This is a genomic window from Flavobacterium cupreum, from assembly GCF_003996965.1.
GTDB classification, from domain to species: Bacteria; Bacteroidota; Bacteroidia; order Flavobacteriales; family Flavobacteriaceae; genus Flavobacterium; species Flavobacterium cupreum.
The window spans coordinates 1-15,958 of sequence record NZ_QWDM01000030.1 but is presented as its reverse complement, the minus strand read 5'-3'; the positions used below and the strand labels follow the sequence as shown (position 1 = coordinate 15,958).

The 15,958-nt window shown below is 39.3% G+C and carries 12 protein-coding genes; 4 read left to right on the top strand and 8 right to left on the bottom strand.

The window, feature by feature from the left end; translation table 11 throughout:
- Positions 1-86: 86 nt before the first annotated feature.
- The 5 genes from D0817_RS24285 to D0817_RS24265 form a co-directional block, all read right to left on the bottom strand.
- Entirely contained in the window at positions 87-419 is a 333-nt protein-coding gene (locus D0817_RS24285) for a transposase (RefSeq protein WP_193555372.1), read from the bottom strand.
- Between the two features lie 170 nt (positions 420-589).
- Positions 590-1,876 carry a conjugal transfer protein MobB gene (mobB, locus tag D0817_RS24280; protein ID WP_127340927.1) on the bottom strand — a complete coding sequence of 429 codons (1,287 nt, stop codon included), beginning with the start codon at positions 1,874-1,876 and terminating at the stop codon, positions 590-592.
- Positions 1,877-1,884: 8 nt separating this feature from the next.
- Positions 1,885-2,316 carry a conjugal transfer protein MobA gene (gene mobA / locus D0817_RS24275; protein WP_127340926.1) on the bottom strand — a complete coding sequence of 144 codons (432 nt, stop codon included), beginning with the start codon at positions 2,314-2,316 and terminating at the stop codon, positions 1,885-1,887.
- Between the two features lie 294 nt (positions 2,317-2,610).
- A complete protein-coding gene (locus D0817_RS24270) occupies positions 2,611-3,027 on the bottom strand; it encodes a DUF3408 domain-containing protein (RefSeq protein ID WP_127340925.1) in 417 nt (138 codons plus the stop codon).
- Between the two features lie 11 nt (positions 3,028-3,038).
- Positions 3,039-3,806, bottom strand: coding sequence for a ParA family protein (locus D0817_RS24265; protein ID WP_127340924.1), 768 nt, complete (start codon positions 3,804-3,806; stop codon positions 3,039-3,041).
- A 1,497-nt stretch (positions 3,807-5,303) separates the two neighbouring features.
- Here D0817_RS24265 and D0817_RS24260 point away from each other — a divergent pair.
- Positions 5,304-6,824: a DoxX family protein gene (locus D0817_RS24260; RefSeq protein ID WP_127340923.1), complete on the top strand. Its 1,521-nt coding sequence runs from the start codon at positions 5,304-5,306 to the stop codon at positions 6,822-6,824.
- Between the two features lie 95 nt (positions 6,825-6,919).
- Positions 6,920-7,189: a DUF6520 family protein gene (locus tag D0817_RS24255; RefSeq protein ID WP_127340922.1), complete on the top strand. Its 270-nt coding sequence runs from the start codon at positions 6,920-6,922 to the stop codon at positions 7,187-7,189.
- 52 nt (positions 7,190-7,241) lie between these two features.
- Here D0817_RS24255 and D0817_RS24250 read toward each other — a convergent pair whose 3' ends face one another.
- From D0817_RS24250 to D0817_RS24240, 3 genes are read right to left on the bottom strand one after another with little or no spacing between them, the layout of a single operon-like run.
- Positions 7,242-9,836 carry a S9 family peptidase gene (locus D0817_RS24250; protein WP_161568464.1) on the bottom strand — a complete coding sequence of 865 codons (2,595 nt, stop codon included), beginning with the start codon at positions 9,834-9,836 and terminating at the stop codon, positions 7,242-7,244.
- 1 nt (position 9,837) lies between these two features.
- Positions 9,838-11,217, bottom strand: a complete 1,380-nt coding sequence (locus D0817_RS24245; RefSeq protein ID WP_127340920.1) for a RagB/SusD family nutrient uptake outer membrane protein — start codon at positions 11,215-11,217, stop codon at positions 9,838-9,840.
- A 16-nt stretch (positions 11,218-11,233) separates the two neighbouring features.
- On the bottom strand, positions 11,234-14,263 hold the full coding sequence (locus D0817_RS24240) for a SusC/RagA family TonB-linked outer membrane protein (protein ID WP_127340919.1): 3,030 nt from the start codon (positions 14,261-14,263) through the stop codon (positions 11,234-11,236).
- A 646-nt stretch (positions 14,264-14,909) separates the two neighbouring features.
- Between D0817_RS24240 and D0817_RS24235 the strand changes: the two genes are divergently transcribed.
- Entirely contained in the window at positions 14,910-15,161 is a 252-nt protein-coding gene (locus D0817_RS24235; protein WP_127340918.1) for a helix-turn-helix domain-containing protein, read from the top strand.
- Between the two features lie 147 nt (positions 15,162-15,308).
- A complete protein-coding gene (locus D0817_RS24230; RefSeq protein ID WP_127340917.1) occupies positions 15,309-15,860 on the top strand; it encodes a DUF4365 domain-containing protein in 552 nt (183 codons plus the stop codon).
- The last annotated feature ends 98 nt before the right edge of the window (positions 15,861-15,958 follow it).

Below are 15,958 nucleotides of genomic sequence, written 5' to 3'. Positions count from 1 at the left end.
TTTTTAATACTTAATTCACCACAAAACCTGGTGGTCAATTTGCTCCGGAATTAGGTGGTCAGTTTGCTCCGGAACGGGTGGTCAATTTACTCCGGAATTAGGTGGTCAAATTGACCGGTTTTTCCACCTTGAGGGATATATTTACTTGCACTCTTAAAAATTTCAATTTCAAGTTCTGTATCTTTAAGCTTTTGTTTAAGTGTTCTTTTAAGTTCAGAAAATCTTTTTTGTTCGGGGTTTCTAAAATGACCACCTCCACAAAAACTGTCTGGTCCATATTTTTTAAGTTCAGCTTGCCATCTATAGATATTCGTAGTCGCTATACCAAGTTCCTTTGCTACTTTAAAACGATTTGATTCAAGTGCTAGTTTGACTGCATTTATTCTGAAATCGCGGTCGTAAATTTTACGTATCTCCATTCCTTAAAGTTCAAATTCTGTTCTTATGTGAATTTAAGAAATATAATGGCGTGAGATATAAATAATAAAAGATAATAAATGTTGCATTTCGAAGGATTCTTAAATAAACTCTTTTAGGTTAATAAATGCTACAATTAAGGTACTGGTATCTCTCTGCTGTCATTTTAAATCTACAATTTTCTTCTTTTAACTTTTCGTTTCATCCGGTTAACAAATGCCTCTTCCTCATAATCTTCTCCGTGAGTCTCGGGTAATAATCCTCCAAATGCTTCAATAAGGTTGTTTTCCTGGAGGCTGTAAGACATATCTTCTTTGCCTAAAAAATCGAATAATTCGTGTGGTTGGTTAATCTCCCCGCTTACCGGTGCAGTGTTTTTTGAAGCAATTTCCTGTACAGGTCGCTCCGTTTTATTTCCGTTATTCCACCAGTCATTAAATACATTGGCCGAAAAGTTCTTGCCTAACTCGGAACCGTTCCATACGCAGCGCGATTCGTGATCGATAAAGGTCATGCCGTAGATACGTCCTTCACCATTTCGGAGCACAACAGTATTGATACCCCGTTCCATTAGCTGTTTCTTAAATTCTGTTTCGTTTTCAGTAGTCCGCATTGCCAGCTCAATTTTGTCTTTGACTGATGCCTTTGAAGGATTATCTTTTAGTTTTATCCTGTTTTGCCCGTAGTGGGATTGCAACTCTGCGTAGCCAGCTGTCTTGCCAAAGAGCGAAGCCTTGAAGGGATTACTGGCTTTGTCTCCCTGCTCGTTTAATGCAAAATATACAATTCCATGTTTGGGGATTCCGTTATATTCCCCTTTGACTTCTTCTGCCGTAACATTAAATAGAGAAAGCAGGGCATTATATGCCCCAAAACTTTGGAATTGATAGTCGTTGGGCAAGTGGCGCAGTACAGAAGCCATCTGGCTCTTTACATCGCCTGCTTTGTAATTTATTGGACTGAATGCATGGCTCTGTAAGCTCTGTTTGTGCTCGGTGGCCACTACTAAGCTATATTTTTTTTCCAATGCCCGGCAAACGTCCATCGAACGCCTTTTCTCAAATTTATCAGATATTTTCCTGCCTTCTTCATCCACACAGACCGATACAATATGGATATGGGCACGCTCAATATCAGTATGCTTGAATACCACAAATGGCTGTTCCCCGTAACCCATCTCCTGCATGTAGTCCTCTGCGATAGTCCTAAAATCATTATCGCTTACCTTATCTCTCGGGTCAGGGTTTAATGAAATATGAAGTACGGGCTTTTCAGTCCTGCGATTGGCTAATAAATATAATTCAAAAGAACGGGATAGCTGTGCTATAGAATAGGTGCCATCAGGTGCTTCAATTATCTTTTGGGTAGATAAAACCTGTCCGCTTTCCTTATCAACTTTAAGCTGGTTATAGGAAAGCGCACCAATTAAATTTTCACCCCTGTTAATTATTGCTACCATTTCTGATGCTATTTTTTAAGGTAGTTTGTTTCGAATTCCACTGTAAGCTGTATTATCTTTTGGGATAAAACAGCAAATTCTGCTGTCTGCTTTTCAAGCTTATAGAGGTACGCTGCAGCTTTCTTTTCGGAAAAATTGTGGTACAAGATCTTCACAACTTGATTATAATTTACCCCCACAGCTCTGAACTGTCCGAATAAGGCAGTAAGGCGCACGTAATATTCCATTGCTGCCTTGTCGACCTTTATTGTTGTGATACCTTTTTGGAAAATACAAGCTGTAATAAAGTGCGCCTTTACATTCATGCCGGACTGTTCAAATAAGGACAGGAAGCTGGCATTCTCTTCAGCGGTAAGGCTGATAGAATAGCGGTGGACAGCGGGATCATTTTTAGGATGCCTGCCACCTTTATGAGGACTGGTTTTGCTGTTGTTTTCCATAACTTTTAATACTGCTGGTATGGTACTGATTTATTCTTCTAAACAAGAAACAATAAAAAGAAAACGAAGGTAGCACGGGCGGTTTTGGCTAACCAAAAGCTTACGGCATAATGTCTTGTTCGTGCCTCACAATCCACCCTTGCGGGACTTATTCCGTTTCCTTTTGGCCTGCCCACAGCCCGTCCTTTTAAAGTGCTTTCTTTTTCTTTTTTTCGGTTTTTCTGTTTTCTTTTGAAAATATCTAGTTTTTAGACACACGATAGAATGATATATTAAGTCCGTAATTGCCTGCCATTACAAGATGGGCTTAAAACGTTCGTTAAAATAATTGGTTACATCATCCCCGAACTCCCTGAAGTGGTGTTCAAGGATGTTGTCAATGTAGGAATAGAGCGTTGTCTTTTCTTCTTTTGTCAATTGAACAATACGGAGCAGCCTTTCGTGATATTCGGGACGTATATAGACTACCTTTCCGCTTCTGCCTGAAGGAAACCGATTGACCAGAAATGTTTCCTCATAGTCCGCTTTCTTTGAAGAAACGCTTCGGGCTTTTTCCCTAGACTTGGTTTCCTGTGGCACTTGTAGCGCTGCTTCCTGCTGTATAGTATTGCCGAGCGGGGAAGCAGGCTTATCACCGCTGATTACGTTCATAAGGTAGTCCTCATCAACATTGGGCTTTTCAAAGTCATTGTTTTTATTATCTGAATCCATGATTTAATCTTTTATAGATGAACGGTTTTTAAAAATTCCTCGACAAACAAATCCATCCTGACGACTTTGAGCAACTGCGGTTCGGCTGGCAGTAAGCTTGACCTGAATATATAACTTCCCGTATCGTCCGTTTCCTTTCGGAAACGCTTGCTGTCCATTATCCTTGTTTCCATAACAGACAGTCCCAGTTCCTTGATGACACTTTGATAGGCATCATACAGGCCCGTTTTTTCCCTGCCGTCCACCTGATTCCAAAACAGCCGTATAACTTGTTCCTTGTTGCCGTCATCGGTCTGCGGAAGCCCAAGAAATGCCTTGGTAAAGCCCAGTGTGCTTTCCACGACCAAACGGTCGGCGGTAATGGGCGAGAAAATAAAATCCATTGCTTTTAATGTGGTCAATACTCCTTTGGTATTGGCTGTTCCTGGCAGGTCAAAGAAAATAACGTCCGGAACAACTGCCAACTCACTTACGTATTGCGAAGCACTCTGCAGAGCATTTTCAGCCTTGCACCTGATAATCGGATATGCCTTTTTGTTAATGGATTGATATTGTTTCATTGCCGCCTTCTTATGGTAGTCACTCTGCATGATGGTCTTCTTATCTCGTTCCCTCATATTGGTCAGGCTGTATTGCGGAAAGTCGCAGTCCATCACCAGTACATTAAATCCCAAACGGTAGTGAAGCACACTTGCCAGCAAAGTGGTCATCGTTGATTTTCCCACACCTCCTTTTTGGGTGGAGAAGCTGATTTTTAAAGTTTTCTTTGTTGTTTCCATTATTTAAAAATTTATTGTTGCTTTTTTTATCTGTTTTGCAGGAATGAATATTTGTGCGTCTGAATTTTCCCTTATCCCGATATTCCTGCATAGCCTTTTGGGCATTTTTATGTAGGGTCGTCTGCATTTATTTTTGCCTTGTAAAGGATATACTTTAGCAAGCGGAAAGCCTTACAAAAAGCAAAACGCTTTACTGTTTTTAAAACTTTGTACTTTTATTGCAGACTGTCTGTATATAGACCCATTTTATTTCCTTGTTGGACTGCCTTTTTTACTGCCTGCATTAAAACCATAAGGCAAATAAAGCGATTGATTGGTCTGCCTGTGGATGTATGGCACATATAGGCTTTCAAAGGCACTGTTTGGCGCAATAGTGGAGCACATTGTTTTGTGGGAGGGGGATTTATTCTATAAAGTATTTTTTTTGTTATCGGATTTAGACAAAAAGAATAGGACTATCAATTCAAAAAGGAAACAGCCCGAAGCTGTTTTTCCCTGCTAACTTTAATCCGCCTGAAAGGGCGGGTTTTCCTTTCGCCAGAAAGGAGCAAGTTGTGTTCTGAGCTGCTTGAAATACTTTCCGCAGCTCAAAACCACTTGCCCTTGCAGGGAGCAGAAAAAAACTCCAAAGTCGTTTTTTAAATTAGTTGTATCGGATGTTTTCAGAGTTAGCTTTCCTTTTTATAAGTTCACCTGATTTTTTTAGTATCAATATCATTTTAAACATCCTTTCAGGTTTACGACGTTTTTTTATACTCCATAATTCTAAGTTTTTTTTAGGTATTAAAGGAAAAAACTATTGCTTTTTGTCCATAAGGTCTGTATTTGCTAGCCTTTTTATGTGTTTTAGCTTTTTTAGTAGGCCTGTAAAATGGCTCGTTTTTTGCAAATTTTGGCTCGTTTTTCGTAACAATCCTTCCAGAATATTGTTTTAATTTAGCTTTACAAAACACTAAAGATGTGATTACTAGCTAATTTTAGCAGTATAAGCTGGGCTGAATTGGTATGTGCGAATCTCATATAAGCTATGATTCACAGAGAGGCTAAGAGAAAACATGAAAATGGAAGTCTCTTTTAAAAATACTATAGTCGATATAATCTGCTGGCTTTGTATTCTGCTATTTGAATAGGCTGATATAAGCAAAATATTAGAATTTGAATTTTGTTATTCAACTTTAAGTCACAAACGGCCTTTTCTCTCCCGTTTTGATATGAGATAATCCTGAATGGATAAGGGTTAATTATTTATTTTAAAGAATTTTACAATATAGTTATCAATTATAATAAAATTTAGCCAACGTTATAAGTAAAATGGATCGTTTTTTACATTTTTTGGATCGTTTTTGTCAACAATCCTTTGACAGCTATGTTTTAATTTAGCTGTATAAAATATTTACCCCGTGATTTTTACAAAAAAAAAGCTACATATGTGAGGGTGGTTTGGTATGCCCTCAAGTGAGATTATACTGGAATACTGTAAACGTTAAAAGCAATGACATGAAAACATCAATATCCTTTAAAAATACTATAGCCGACATAATCTGCCTGCTTTATATACTGCTTTTTGTTTACGCGGCAGTAAGCAAATTGCTCGACTTTGAGAACTTCCGTGTTCAATTGGGACAGTCACCTTTATTAAGTGCATTTGCCGGATACATTGCATGGATGGTTCCGATGCTTGAATTATTCATTGTATTGCTTATCCTTTCAAAAAGGTGGAGAATCATGGGGCTTTTTGGAGCGTTGTGCATGATGGTTATGTTTACCGCATACATTTTCATTATTTTAAATTACAGCCCATTTGTCCCTTGTTCCTGTGGAGGAATTTTGGAAAAAATGGGATGGGAGGAACATTTCATTTTTAATTTTGTTTTCATGATGCTGGCCGCAGCAGGTATCCTGATACTGCGCCGGGGTGTGCCAAAGGCACATTTTATTTCAAAACCTGCTGCACTGGCCAGTGCCTTTTCTATGACGATATTTTTCAGCATTGGTATTGTTGCCCTGCTGTTTATGTTATCAGAAGACATAATCCATCATCGTAATAATTTTGTGCGAAGATTTCCCAAGCACCCTACTAATAGCAAGAAAACGATCCTGCTTCCACAAGCAACATATTATATAGCCGGTTATGACAAAGGACAGATTTATTTAGGCAATCGGGCTGAACCGCTGGCCGTAACAATTTTTGATACCAGTCTGGTTCAAAAAAAGACAATTCGCATCGAACTTCCTAAATATAAATTTCCTTACACTGTGCCGCGCCTTGCCGTAAAATCACCTTATTTTTATTTTAGCGATGGAAGCGTACCCTGCATTTTTATTGGAGATACCACCAACTGGAAAGCGGAGCTTAAAATGTATCGAAAAGCTTATTTTTCCATATTGAAGCCGATCGATGATAAGACAGCAGTTATCCGAGCTATTGATTCTAAAACAAAAGCAAATACGCTAGGACTCTTTACTTTTAATAATGATGCATCATTACAGCTTAACGGCAGACTTCTGCTGAAGCAGGTAGACGGTATATTTGACACGGACGGATCATTGCTTTATAATTCCCAGCTTGACAAGGTAATCTATACCTACGCCTATCGAAATGAATTCCTGATGATTGATTCTCAGATAGGCAATCATACCTCAGGGCATACTATTGATACAACTACACGTGCACAGGTTTCTGTTGCGAGGATAGAATCGAAAAAAGTAACCACTCTGAGCAAACAGCCTAAATTGGTCAATAAACTGACCGCATCTTTTGGCAATTATCTTTTTGTAAATGCGGCTCTCATTGGAAAATACGAACCTGAAATTATGTGGAAGCAGGCTTCGATAATTGATGTATACGACCTGAGTGCAAACACCTATGCATTTAGTTTTTATGTATACAATATAGCGGGCAGGACAATGGATGAATTTGTTGTTTTAAACGACCGGATTGTTTCATTGAATGGAAGGAGTCTAACAATTGAAAAATTACAGACCAATTATTACAAGCCCTTTACCGCATCAAGATAATATCAGCATTTATGCTTTTGAAAATACACTGTACAGTCCAGGGGAAGGTCGAAAACCTGAAAAAGAGTAGACCATTAACATTAAATTTTAATATTATGAATACTAAAGTTTTAAGACCAGCGCTTTCATTTTCAGCAATCGCATTTGCTGTATTTGCAGCCTTCGCATTTTCAACGGCCCCTGAAAAAGGAAAGCTGATAGATGTTTGGGGGCATAACCCTTTAGAGGATTGTGATGTTACGACAGTAAAATGTAGCAACATACAAAACCCTAATGTTTGTAGAGTTACGGCGGGAGGACAACAATTGTTCGACATGAGCAGTCCGACTCAATGTAATGTCGAGTTATACAGAAAAATCAATTAACCTTAAAAAACAAAGCAGGAGATTGTCGGTCTCCTGCTTTGTTAATTATGATTTAAGGGATTCCATTGGTAAGTGTTTCCTTTTGTTCTTTCAGATAATAATCAAACCAGTTCTTGGTTTTTATTGTCAGGTCTTTTTGTAATTCAGGTGTAACAATTGTGTGCGCCTCATTGTCATAAAGAATAAAAACATTCCTTTTGCCAAGCCTTCGAAGTGCCATATGAAATTCGGCAGATTGTGTCCAGAAAATAGTGGGGTCTTTTTTTCCTGCCCAGCTCAAAAGCGGTGTTGTACAATTTACAGCATTTGGCAAAGGCGCGTCTTGCTCATAAGCTTTCCAATTGTCAAAAGGTGAAAATGGCATACGTCCCTGCTGTGATTCAAACCGCCATGCATTTGAACGCGGTATACCTGCAGAATGCACAAAATAGCTGCTTATAGTGTTCATAAGTCCCGAACCGCATACAGCTGCTGCAAAATCATTGGTCTGGGTAATTATAAATGCCGTCTCGTAACCTCCAAAGGAATGGCCTATAATCCCAATATGATTTTCTTCAACAATTCCCATTCGTTTCACTATATCAACCGCATTTAGCACACAGTCCAGAGCTGACTTTCCGGGTTCGCCCATCTTATAATGAATATCCGGCAGCAATACCAGATAGCCATCCAGGAAATAATTGGACAGAGTGAAGCCCATCGGCCCATATTCTGTCGGTACACGGTAATTATTAATCTCTTGGGATTGTTTTTCATAAATATATACAACCATTGGATATTTTTTTCCTTCGATATACCCAGCAGGCTTATATAGAATACCTTTTAGATTATTGCCGTTTTTATCTTTGTATGAGATCATCTCAGCCGTTCCCCAATTAAATTTACGGGTATGGGAATTGGATTTGAAGAGCATCTTGTTTTTTTGCATTGAAACAGCTATTAACTTTGGTGCATCGGAAGCGGTTTGCTGTATGTAAATGAATTGCCCGGTATTCTTTGCTTTTATCAGCCTGCTGTTTCCACTGTTTCCGAACACCAATTTTACTAAAGTACCGTTAGAATTCCATTTATAATACCCGCTAGATCCATCTTCACCAATGGCCTGCAAAACCAAACCCATCGATAGGTCAAATTTTCTTATCAGAAATTCATCCTGGCTCGGCTTTTTTATAACGGGATAAAGGTCTAAACAAATTCGATAGGAAATCTTTTGCTTTCTTCCATCAGTAATTCTTCTGGTTTGTTTTGCATTATTATCAATCAAGTAGATATCATACCGGTCATAAGCTATGAAATATTTTTCATCTGATGACCAGCCTGGACTACCATATGGTGCAGGAACACCCGCATCGTTTTGAATACTATCAATCATGGAGACTGGCAGTCTTGCTGTGAGATTGAGATGCTGCATTTTCACAATGTCGTAAGCCCACCAATTCCCATTGCGGAAATAGTGTATAAAATTTCCTTTAGGAGAGCCACCCATCATTCCAACTGCTGTTGACTGCTTTTCTAAAATCAGTTGCTGTGTCCCGGTTTGGGTATCTTTCAGGTACATATCAGCAGGCGCGTAATACTCATATTGAGGTTCATACTTCAACAGATTATAACACAGCGCGTACTTTCGATTTGCAGTAAGGATTGCTTTCGGATTCTCGATTGTTCCGATCTTTAGAGTCCCACCACTTTCGGGCTTCCATGCAGCAATTTTTGGCAAGCGGGAAGCATCTCCAAACATTTTATTCTGCGTATATTCCAACGCTGTTGCAGAGTCCCAAATTTCATAAGGGACAGACTTTGATTCCAGCTCAGGACTAATATAATTGAAAAATACACTTTTTCCGTCATCTGAAAACCGAAGTGCAGAACTTCCACCATATGTAGTTATATTTTCCATAGCCAATATTTCCGTTTGCCTGCTATCAAGAATAGTATTTGTCCCTATTGCTGAATCGTGGTAAAATATCCTGTAATTTTTGGTAGTTTCCTGTTGGTCTTTAATCTCTTGAAGAAAAGCAAGAAATTCGCCATTGCTACTCCAAAATAGTTTTTTAAATCCCGCATCATCATCCTGTGCAATGGTCTTTTCAACAAATCCTACCTTTGGTTTTAGCAGGCGCACTTCATAACCAGTACTTATAGCCAAAATGCCGGAATTGTTGATACTGAACTCTCTGACGTTTTCAAAAATGTATTTTTTGAAAGTGGATAGCCCAATTATCGTCAAGTAGTCAGATACAGCATTCTTGTTGAGTATTGCCAGAAAATTTTCTTCTTTGCAGAATTCATGACGAATTGCGTCTTTGAAATATTGCGTATTACCATTGTTCAGATCATATAACGCCAAACCTTTTTCCGGATCTGAAAACGTCACCCATTTATCATCATTGCTGAAACCTACATCAGTACATTTGGGAAATACCAATCGCCTCGTAGATTTTATATTTTGTACAAACAATGTATCGACACCGTAATCGTAGTGCAGAACATAAGAAATCCATTTGCCATTTGGAGATATCGTCTCTGCTTGTATGGAACTCCATTTTGCATAATCGGCAGTCGTTACTTCTTGTTTTTGTCCATAGATTGGTACCGCCACAAGTAGCAGCAATGCCAAAAATACAGTCTTGAAGAAAAACGCCCGCATCTTAGTAACCTGGATTTTGAGGCAGCAGATTTCCATTCAACAGCAATTCCGATTGTGGCAGCGGAAGTATGATCTGTGTATCTTCCCACCCGGATTTTATTGGACTTAGTACTTCCGTCGCCTTTCCCGTACGCTTTAAATCGAACCAACGATGTCCCTGCTCTGTAAAAAACTCAAAACGTCGTTCTTTTGCGATTGCTTCCAATAATTCGGTTTCCGTACTTGCGGTAGTATTTGATAGACCGGCGCGGTTGCGTATTTTGTTTAAGTCTGCTTGGCAATCAGATATATTTGACAGATGTGCATTGGCTTCCGCACGAATCAGGTATTGTTCGGCCAACCGGAACAGAATAGTGTATTCTTCTGATGAGGCTGTGCCCAACGGCTTTTTATATTTGTATGATGAATACCAGGAGCCACTGCTGTTTGAAACGGTTCGTACCCATTGGGTACGGCGCAGATCACCAGATTCAAAACCGGTTACAAACGAAGCAGCCAGTGACGGCTTGGAAGGTGGTCCGCTTGAAAAGATAAACGTGCGCGCATCTTTAGTATTAAGCCCGGGTGTTCCCGGATGCAATGCCCATATTGTCGCTGTTGACTCGCGAAGAAATTCCTGTGAAGTATCATCGACCCATATGTAATTGGGATTATCAATTACAGCTGTTGCTTTCGCTGCTGCATTTGCCCAATCTTCACGGTACAAGTATATTCGTGCGAGAAACGCAGCGGCAACAGCCTTGTTTACACGGACTTTTTCCTGAGAAGGATATTCAACTGGCAACAGCGTTTCAGCTTGTGTCAAGTCGGCTATGATATTTTGCCATACTTGTTCATGCGGTGTTTTTGATGTAACCGAATTTGCGACGTAATCAGTCGTTGTGATGTAGGGCACATCACCAAAGATGTTTATTAGATAGAAATGAAGGTACCCTCGAATAAACAATGCTTCACCTGACAATCTTGCTTTTTCATTATCTGTTAAAGCCGTTGAATTCTGCAAACCTTCCAGCATCAGATTCGCAGCATAGATTTGGCTGTAGGTGCTGTTCCATAATCCTGTTATCAGGCTGTTTGAAGGTGTAATTGTATGGTTGTTGAACTGCATAATTTCGATGCTTGACCCTGTGTACTGCATTTCATCTGAATAGTTTGATAAAAGACTCGACAGACCGTTCAGCGTGCCTGCAACCATGCTGTCTTCACGCAGGCGCGCATAAATGTCGCCCATAGCCGCGTCGGCAGTATTGATACTTTCGAAAACGGCAGGAGTTGTGAGTTGTGATTGTGGCGTGCCTACCTCGGTAAAACTCTCGCAAGCCGAAAGGGTAAGTAACGCTGTCCAAATAATTGGCTGTATAATATTAAATCTTGTTTTCATTTGATATATAGTTAAGTTAAAAGCCTAGCTGAATGCCCAGTGTAAACTGGCGCAATGATGGAAGTGCCGAAGCAGACTGGTTTTCAGGGTCAGCTCCACGAAAATCAGTGAGGGTTAATAAGTTTTGCCCCTGTACATAAATCTTTCCTGTGAAGGTTTTTGACCATGTTGATGGTATTGCATACACAAGGGTCAGATTCTTGAGTCTCACGAAAGATGCATCACTGAATGCTGCATTACTATCAATCAGATTGTAATGTCCTTCGAGTAATGTGCCATTCTGACCCGTAGTATACTGTTGTGATACCGCATTGGTGCCGTCTTGCGGGAAGTGATTTCCCATATCTACAGGCTGATTTACAAATGAGCCGGGCAAGGCTGAAGTGTACAGATAATTCCTGCCGAGTTGTTTTACAAATTGGAACAAAAAATCGAGCGACCAATTTTTATATGTTAATTGGTTACTGAGGCCTCCATAGTATTCTGGTGAAGTATCAACGATTGCCTGACGATCGTCTTCATAGGTTATCTGTCCATCGCCGTTGAAATCCTGAAAAGTGTAGGCTCCTGTTTCGGGGTTGATACCTGCATAATTGAAGACCTTCTTGATAAATAGTGATTCACCAACTATGAGTTGGTTAGCATATGTAGAACCTTCAAGCCCTGGAAAAGAGACCAGTTTATTTTTTGGTACAGTAAGATTTACTGTAGTTGTCCATGAGAAATCCTTGCTTTTTACATTGGTGGTACGAAGTTCCACTTCGACACCGGTATTTTCCACGGTAGCATCAAAATTTGATTGGATAGAAGAAAATCCTGTTGTTCCGGGGAGCGGAACCCCGACCAATTGATTGGATGAGCGATTCCGGAACCAAGCTGCGGAAAGGAAAATATTATCCTTTAAGAATCCCAATTCCAACGCGAGTTCGAGTTTTTTATTTGTTTCCCAGCCGAAATCGGGATTGTAGAGGCGTGACGGTAAAAGTCCTACCACCCCATCATACAAATAAGGCGACACCTGATAGGTATCGAGATACTGGTAATCCCCGATCTGGTCATTGCCCGTAATGCCATAACTTCCACGCAACTTTCCAAAACTAAGTATGGAATTGTGCTGTTTGAAAATACCTTCATTAGTGAACAACCAAGCTGCACCTGCAGCACCAAAATTAGCGAAGCGGTTATCGGGTCCAAAACGGCTTGAGCCATCACGGCGACCTGTTAGGTTCACGATGTATTTTTTATGCCAGTTCATGTTGAGTCTCCCAAATAATGCATTGTAATTGTACTCAGTTACCTCATGGTTCAGCACTGTCACCGTAGTAGCCGCAGCCAAACTATTAATCAGCGCATCGCTTGCAAATCCAAATGCAGATTGTGCCAATTTTGTTGTTTTTTGGCTCTGGAATGTCGTACCGACCAAGAAATTTATCTCTATGTCATCCAATTCCTTACGATAGTTTAATTGTGGTTCGAAAATATATGATCTGCCAGTGCCACTAGCCACAAATAGGGATGATTCGTGCTCGTTTGTGTCAAAGGGACTATAAATACTTAGAGGGCTGGTTACGTTTTGGGTTATCCTAGTATCGTTATACCCAATACTAGCCTTAGCCTCAAGACCAGGAAGCACATTGTAAGACAACAGCACATTTGCAATAAGGTTTTGGTTTGCGGTAAGGTATCTTCCGTTGAGAAATGCCAATGGATTGTTGAATGTGCCGTTTTCCCAGTTGAGGCTGCCATCGCTGTTATAAAGCTCCGGAGCGTTTGGAGCAAGCGTATATGCTCGGGATGTCAAATCCCTTCCCGGTAAAGTGTTTTTATCTCCGGAGTAACTGGCCGAAAAATTAAGGGTGAACCGTTTATCGTCGGATTGGTGTGTAATGTTGCTGTTTACTGAACCCTTTCCGTAATGAAAATCACCAGGAAATACGGTTGTTTCTTTGCGATAGGTTCCACTCAATAGAAATTGCGTGTTAGCATTACCGCCTGAAACGGATGCCTGAAAATTCTGGATGTAAGATGTACCGCCAATTAATTCCTTCTGCCAATCGGTGTTGCGATTTGAATCCCAAGTGCCATTGATATCATAAGCATCTTCAGGATATTCCGTGATCCCATCATTTGCAAATGCTTCTGCGCGCATTGCCAAATATTGGCTTGTGTTCATCAGGTTCATTTTTTGAGCTACTTTTCCAACAGTAGTAAATGCATTGAAATTAAAACGTGTTTCTCCTGATTTGCCTTTTTTTGTTGTAATCAGTACCACGCCATTTGCCCCCCGCGAGCCATAAATTGCTGTTGCATCCGCATCTTTCAATACCTCAATACTTTCTATGTCTGATGGATTTAAATTGTTCAGCGGATTTGTCACACCGGAAATAGCGGATGCAGAAACCGTAGGATCTCCTAATGATTGTGATGAATATGGAACTCCGTTTACAATGTACAATGGATCATTGCCGTCTCCTCGGATACTGTTAATACCACGAATCTGGATATTAAAGCCACCGCCTGGCAATCCCGTATTTTGTGTAATGTTTACACCAGACATGCGTCCTTGCATTGCAGCTAATGGATTGTTTACGGGTTGCTTGTCGAGATCGGCTGATTTGATTTTTGCAATGCTTCCGGTGCGCTCCTTCTCCTTCACAGAATAATACCCAGCGTTTATCGTAACCTCCTTAAGCTGCGTACTGTCTTCTATCAATACTATATTTATTGAAGTTTGGCTTCCAACCTGAATTTCCCGTGGGGCATAGCCTATAAACGAAAAGACAAGGATATCGGTAGAATTAGCCGTAATTGAAAAATTACCTTTTTCATCTGTTACGGTGTTTGTGGTAGTTCCTTTTACAATGACTGTAACGCTGGAAAGTGGTCCAGTGGCATCGGTAACTGTACCTGTAATTTGATGTTGCGACTGCTTCGTGTAGCTCCCGAACGTTAGTTTGGCGGCATAAATCTGACTGGAAAGCAGTATTGCGAGAATAAATATGCAAAGACAGGAAGGTCTGCCCTTGTTAAATGAAAGATTTTTCATAAATTTAGAAAGGATTAAAATTGAACGAAAGTTTGATTTTCCCAGCCTTCTATGCTAGTTTCCACGCAAGTAATAGAAGGCTTTTTCTTGTTAATTAATTTATCATAGGCATAGGTTGGTTTTTGGTTACTTAAATAGTCAATAGCTGTTGAATGGTTTCGGATCTGCGCTCTTGCAGATATTTGTAAATGGCGAAGCTGATAGTATAATAACCTGAACCTTCCCCAACTCAAGTAAAAATTAAAGATTACACCATAAGCAACCGGTTAATGGTTAAACACAAGCGGTAACGACACTTTAAGATATCGTGAAGAAGCTTTGAGAAGTTGAGGTGTAGCCAAAAAAATAGGCGCGGAACTCAGCTTATTGCCTTCATGGTACTGGTATACCGGGAACAATAAGTGAGCCCACGCCATTTATGGCGTGAGCATTTGCACTTATCTTCTCGTTCCCATTTAAAAAGTACCAGTTTTTGAAGGCGAGATTCAAAGCGAATGCTTCAAATATTTTTAATGAAGTATCGCAAAAATACATTACAAATCGTAATGATTAAACAAATATACTAAATAAAATAAATATAGGGATATATCCCCATAAGTTTTATGTTAAATATTACCAATTTCACTTGTCAAAAAAAAAACATGCTATGGATAATACATTTAACGATTTTTTGAAAGATTTTGGTGAAAAAGTAAAAACAGAAAGGGAAGCTAAGAACTTAACTTTAAAGGATATGGAATTTCATACTGGTATTGACGATAGTGACTTTAATAAAATTGAGTTAGGAAAAACAAATATTACGTTTAGAACTTTCTTAAAAGTTGCTAAGGGACTTAAAGTTCAGCCAAAAAAATTAGTAGATTTTGATATTGACTTAAAAAATGAAAATCTAGAATAGACGCATAAGTATTCTATTCCACTCATTAGGAATATCTAACAGAATTTACCAAATCCTTTCCTATCTACTTGCCCTTTGTCATTGAACTATGTTTAAATATGAACAACTTGAGCAAATAATCAGATTCAGATATAAACCTATTAAATAATGACTAATCGTAATCCCAATATAAAGACTGAATTTCAAGGAGTAAGATTCGTTCAGGGTGTTGTTCAAGATAATCATTCCATTTTTCAAAATCTTTCACGAGAAAATGACCAAGGCAATGATTGTTATATAGAATTTGTACGTAATGGTCTTGCAACCAATTATGGGATATTTGTTCAAATAAAAAGTGGAGACAGCTATAAGGACAGCTTAGGCTATAAATTCACAGCAGATAAAGCCCATTTAGAGTACTGGAATCAGGGGTTAAATTTAACAGTAGGAATAGTTTTTGATCCGGAAATTAAAAAAGCCTTTTGGGTGGATGTTACATCTTATTTGACTTCTCGACCTGACATTTTTACGCAAAGTTATCATACTATTAGAGTTGATAAGGCAAACGAATTTTCCGAAGCAACTTTTCCTGCATTTATAGAGTATTGCTTCTCTTTTCGACAGCTATTTTCAAGCTATGAAAAATTTGGGCGTGCCTTAGAATGGTTTGCTAACATTGATAATTCAAGTATGGATATTCTGGATAAAGTGAGCACCTAATTCTGGATAAAAGTGAGCAGTATAAATGAACTCAAAAAGGTGTCTAAAAAGTAGTTTAAAAGTATAAAATTATTTTACTCTATTGGTTGTTTTTCTAT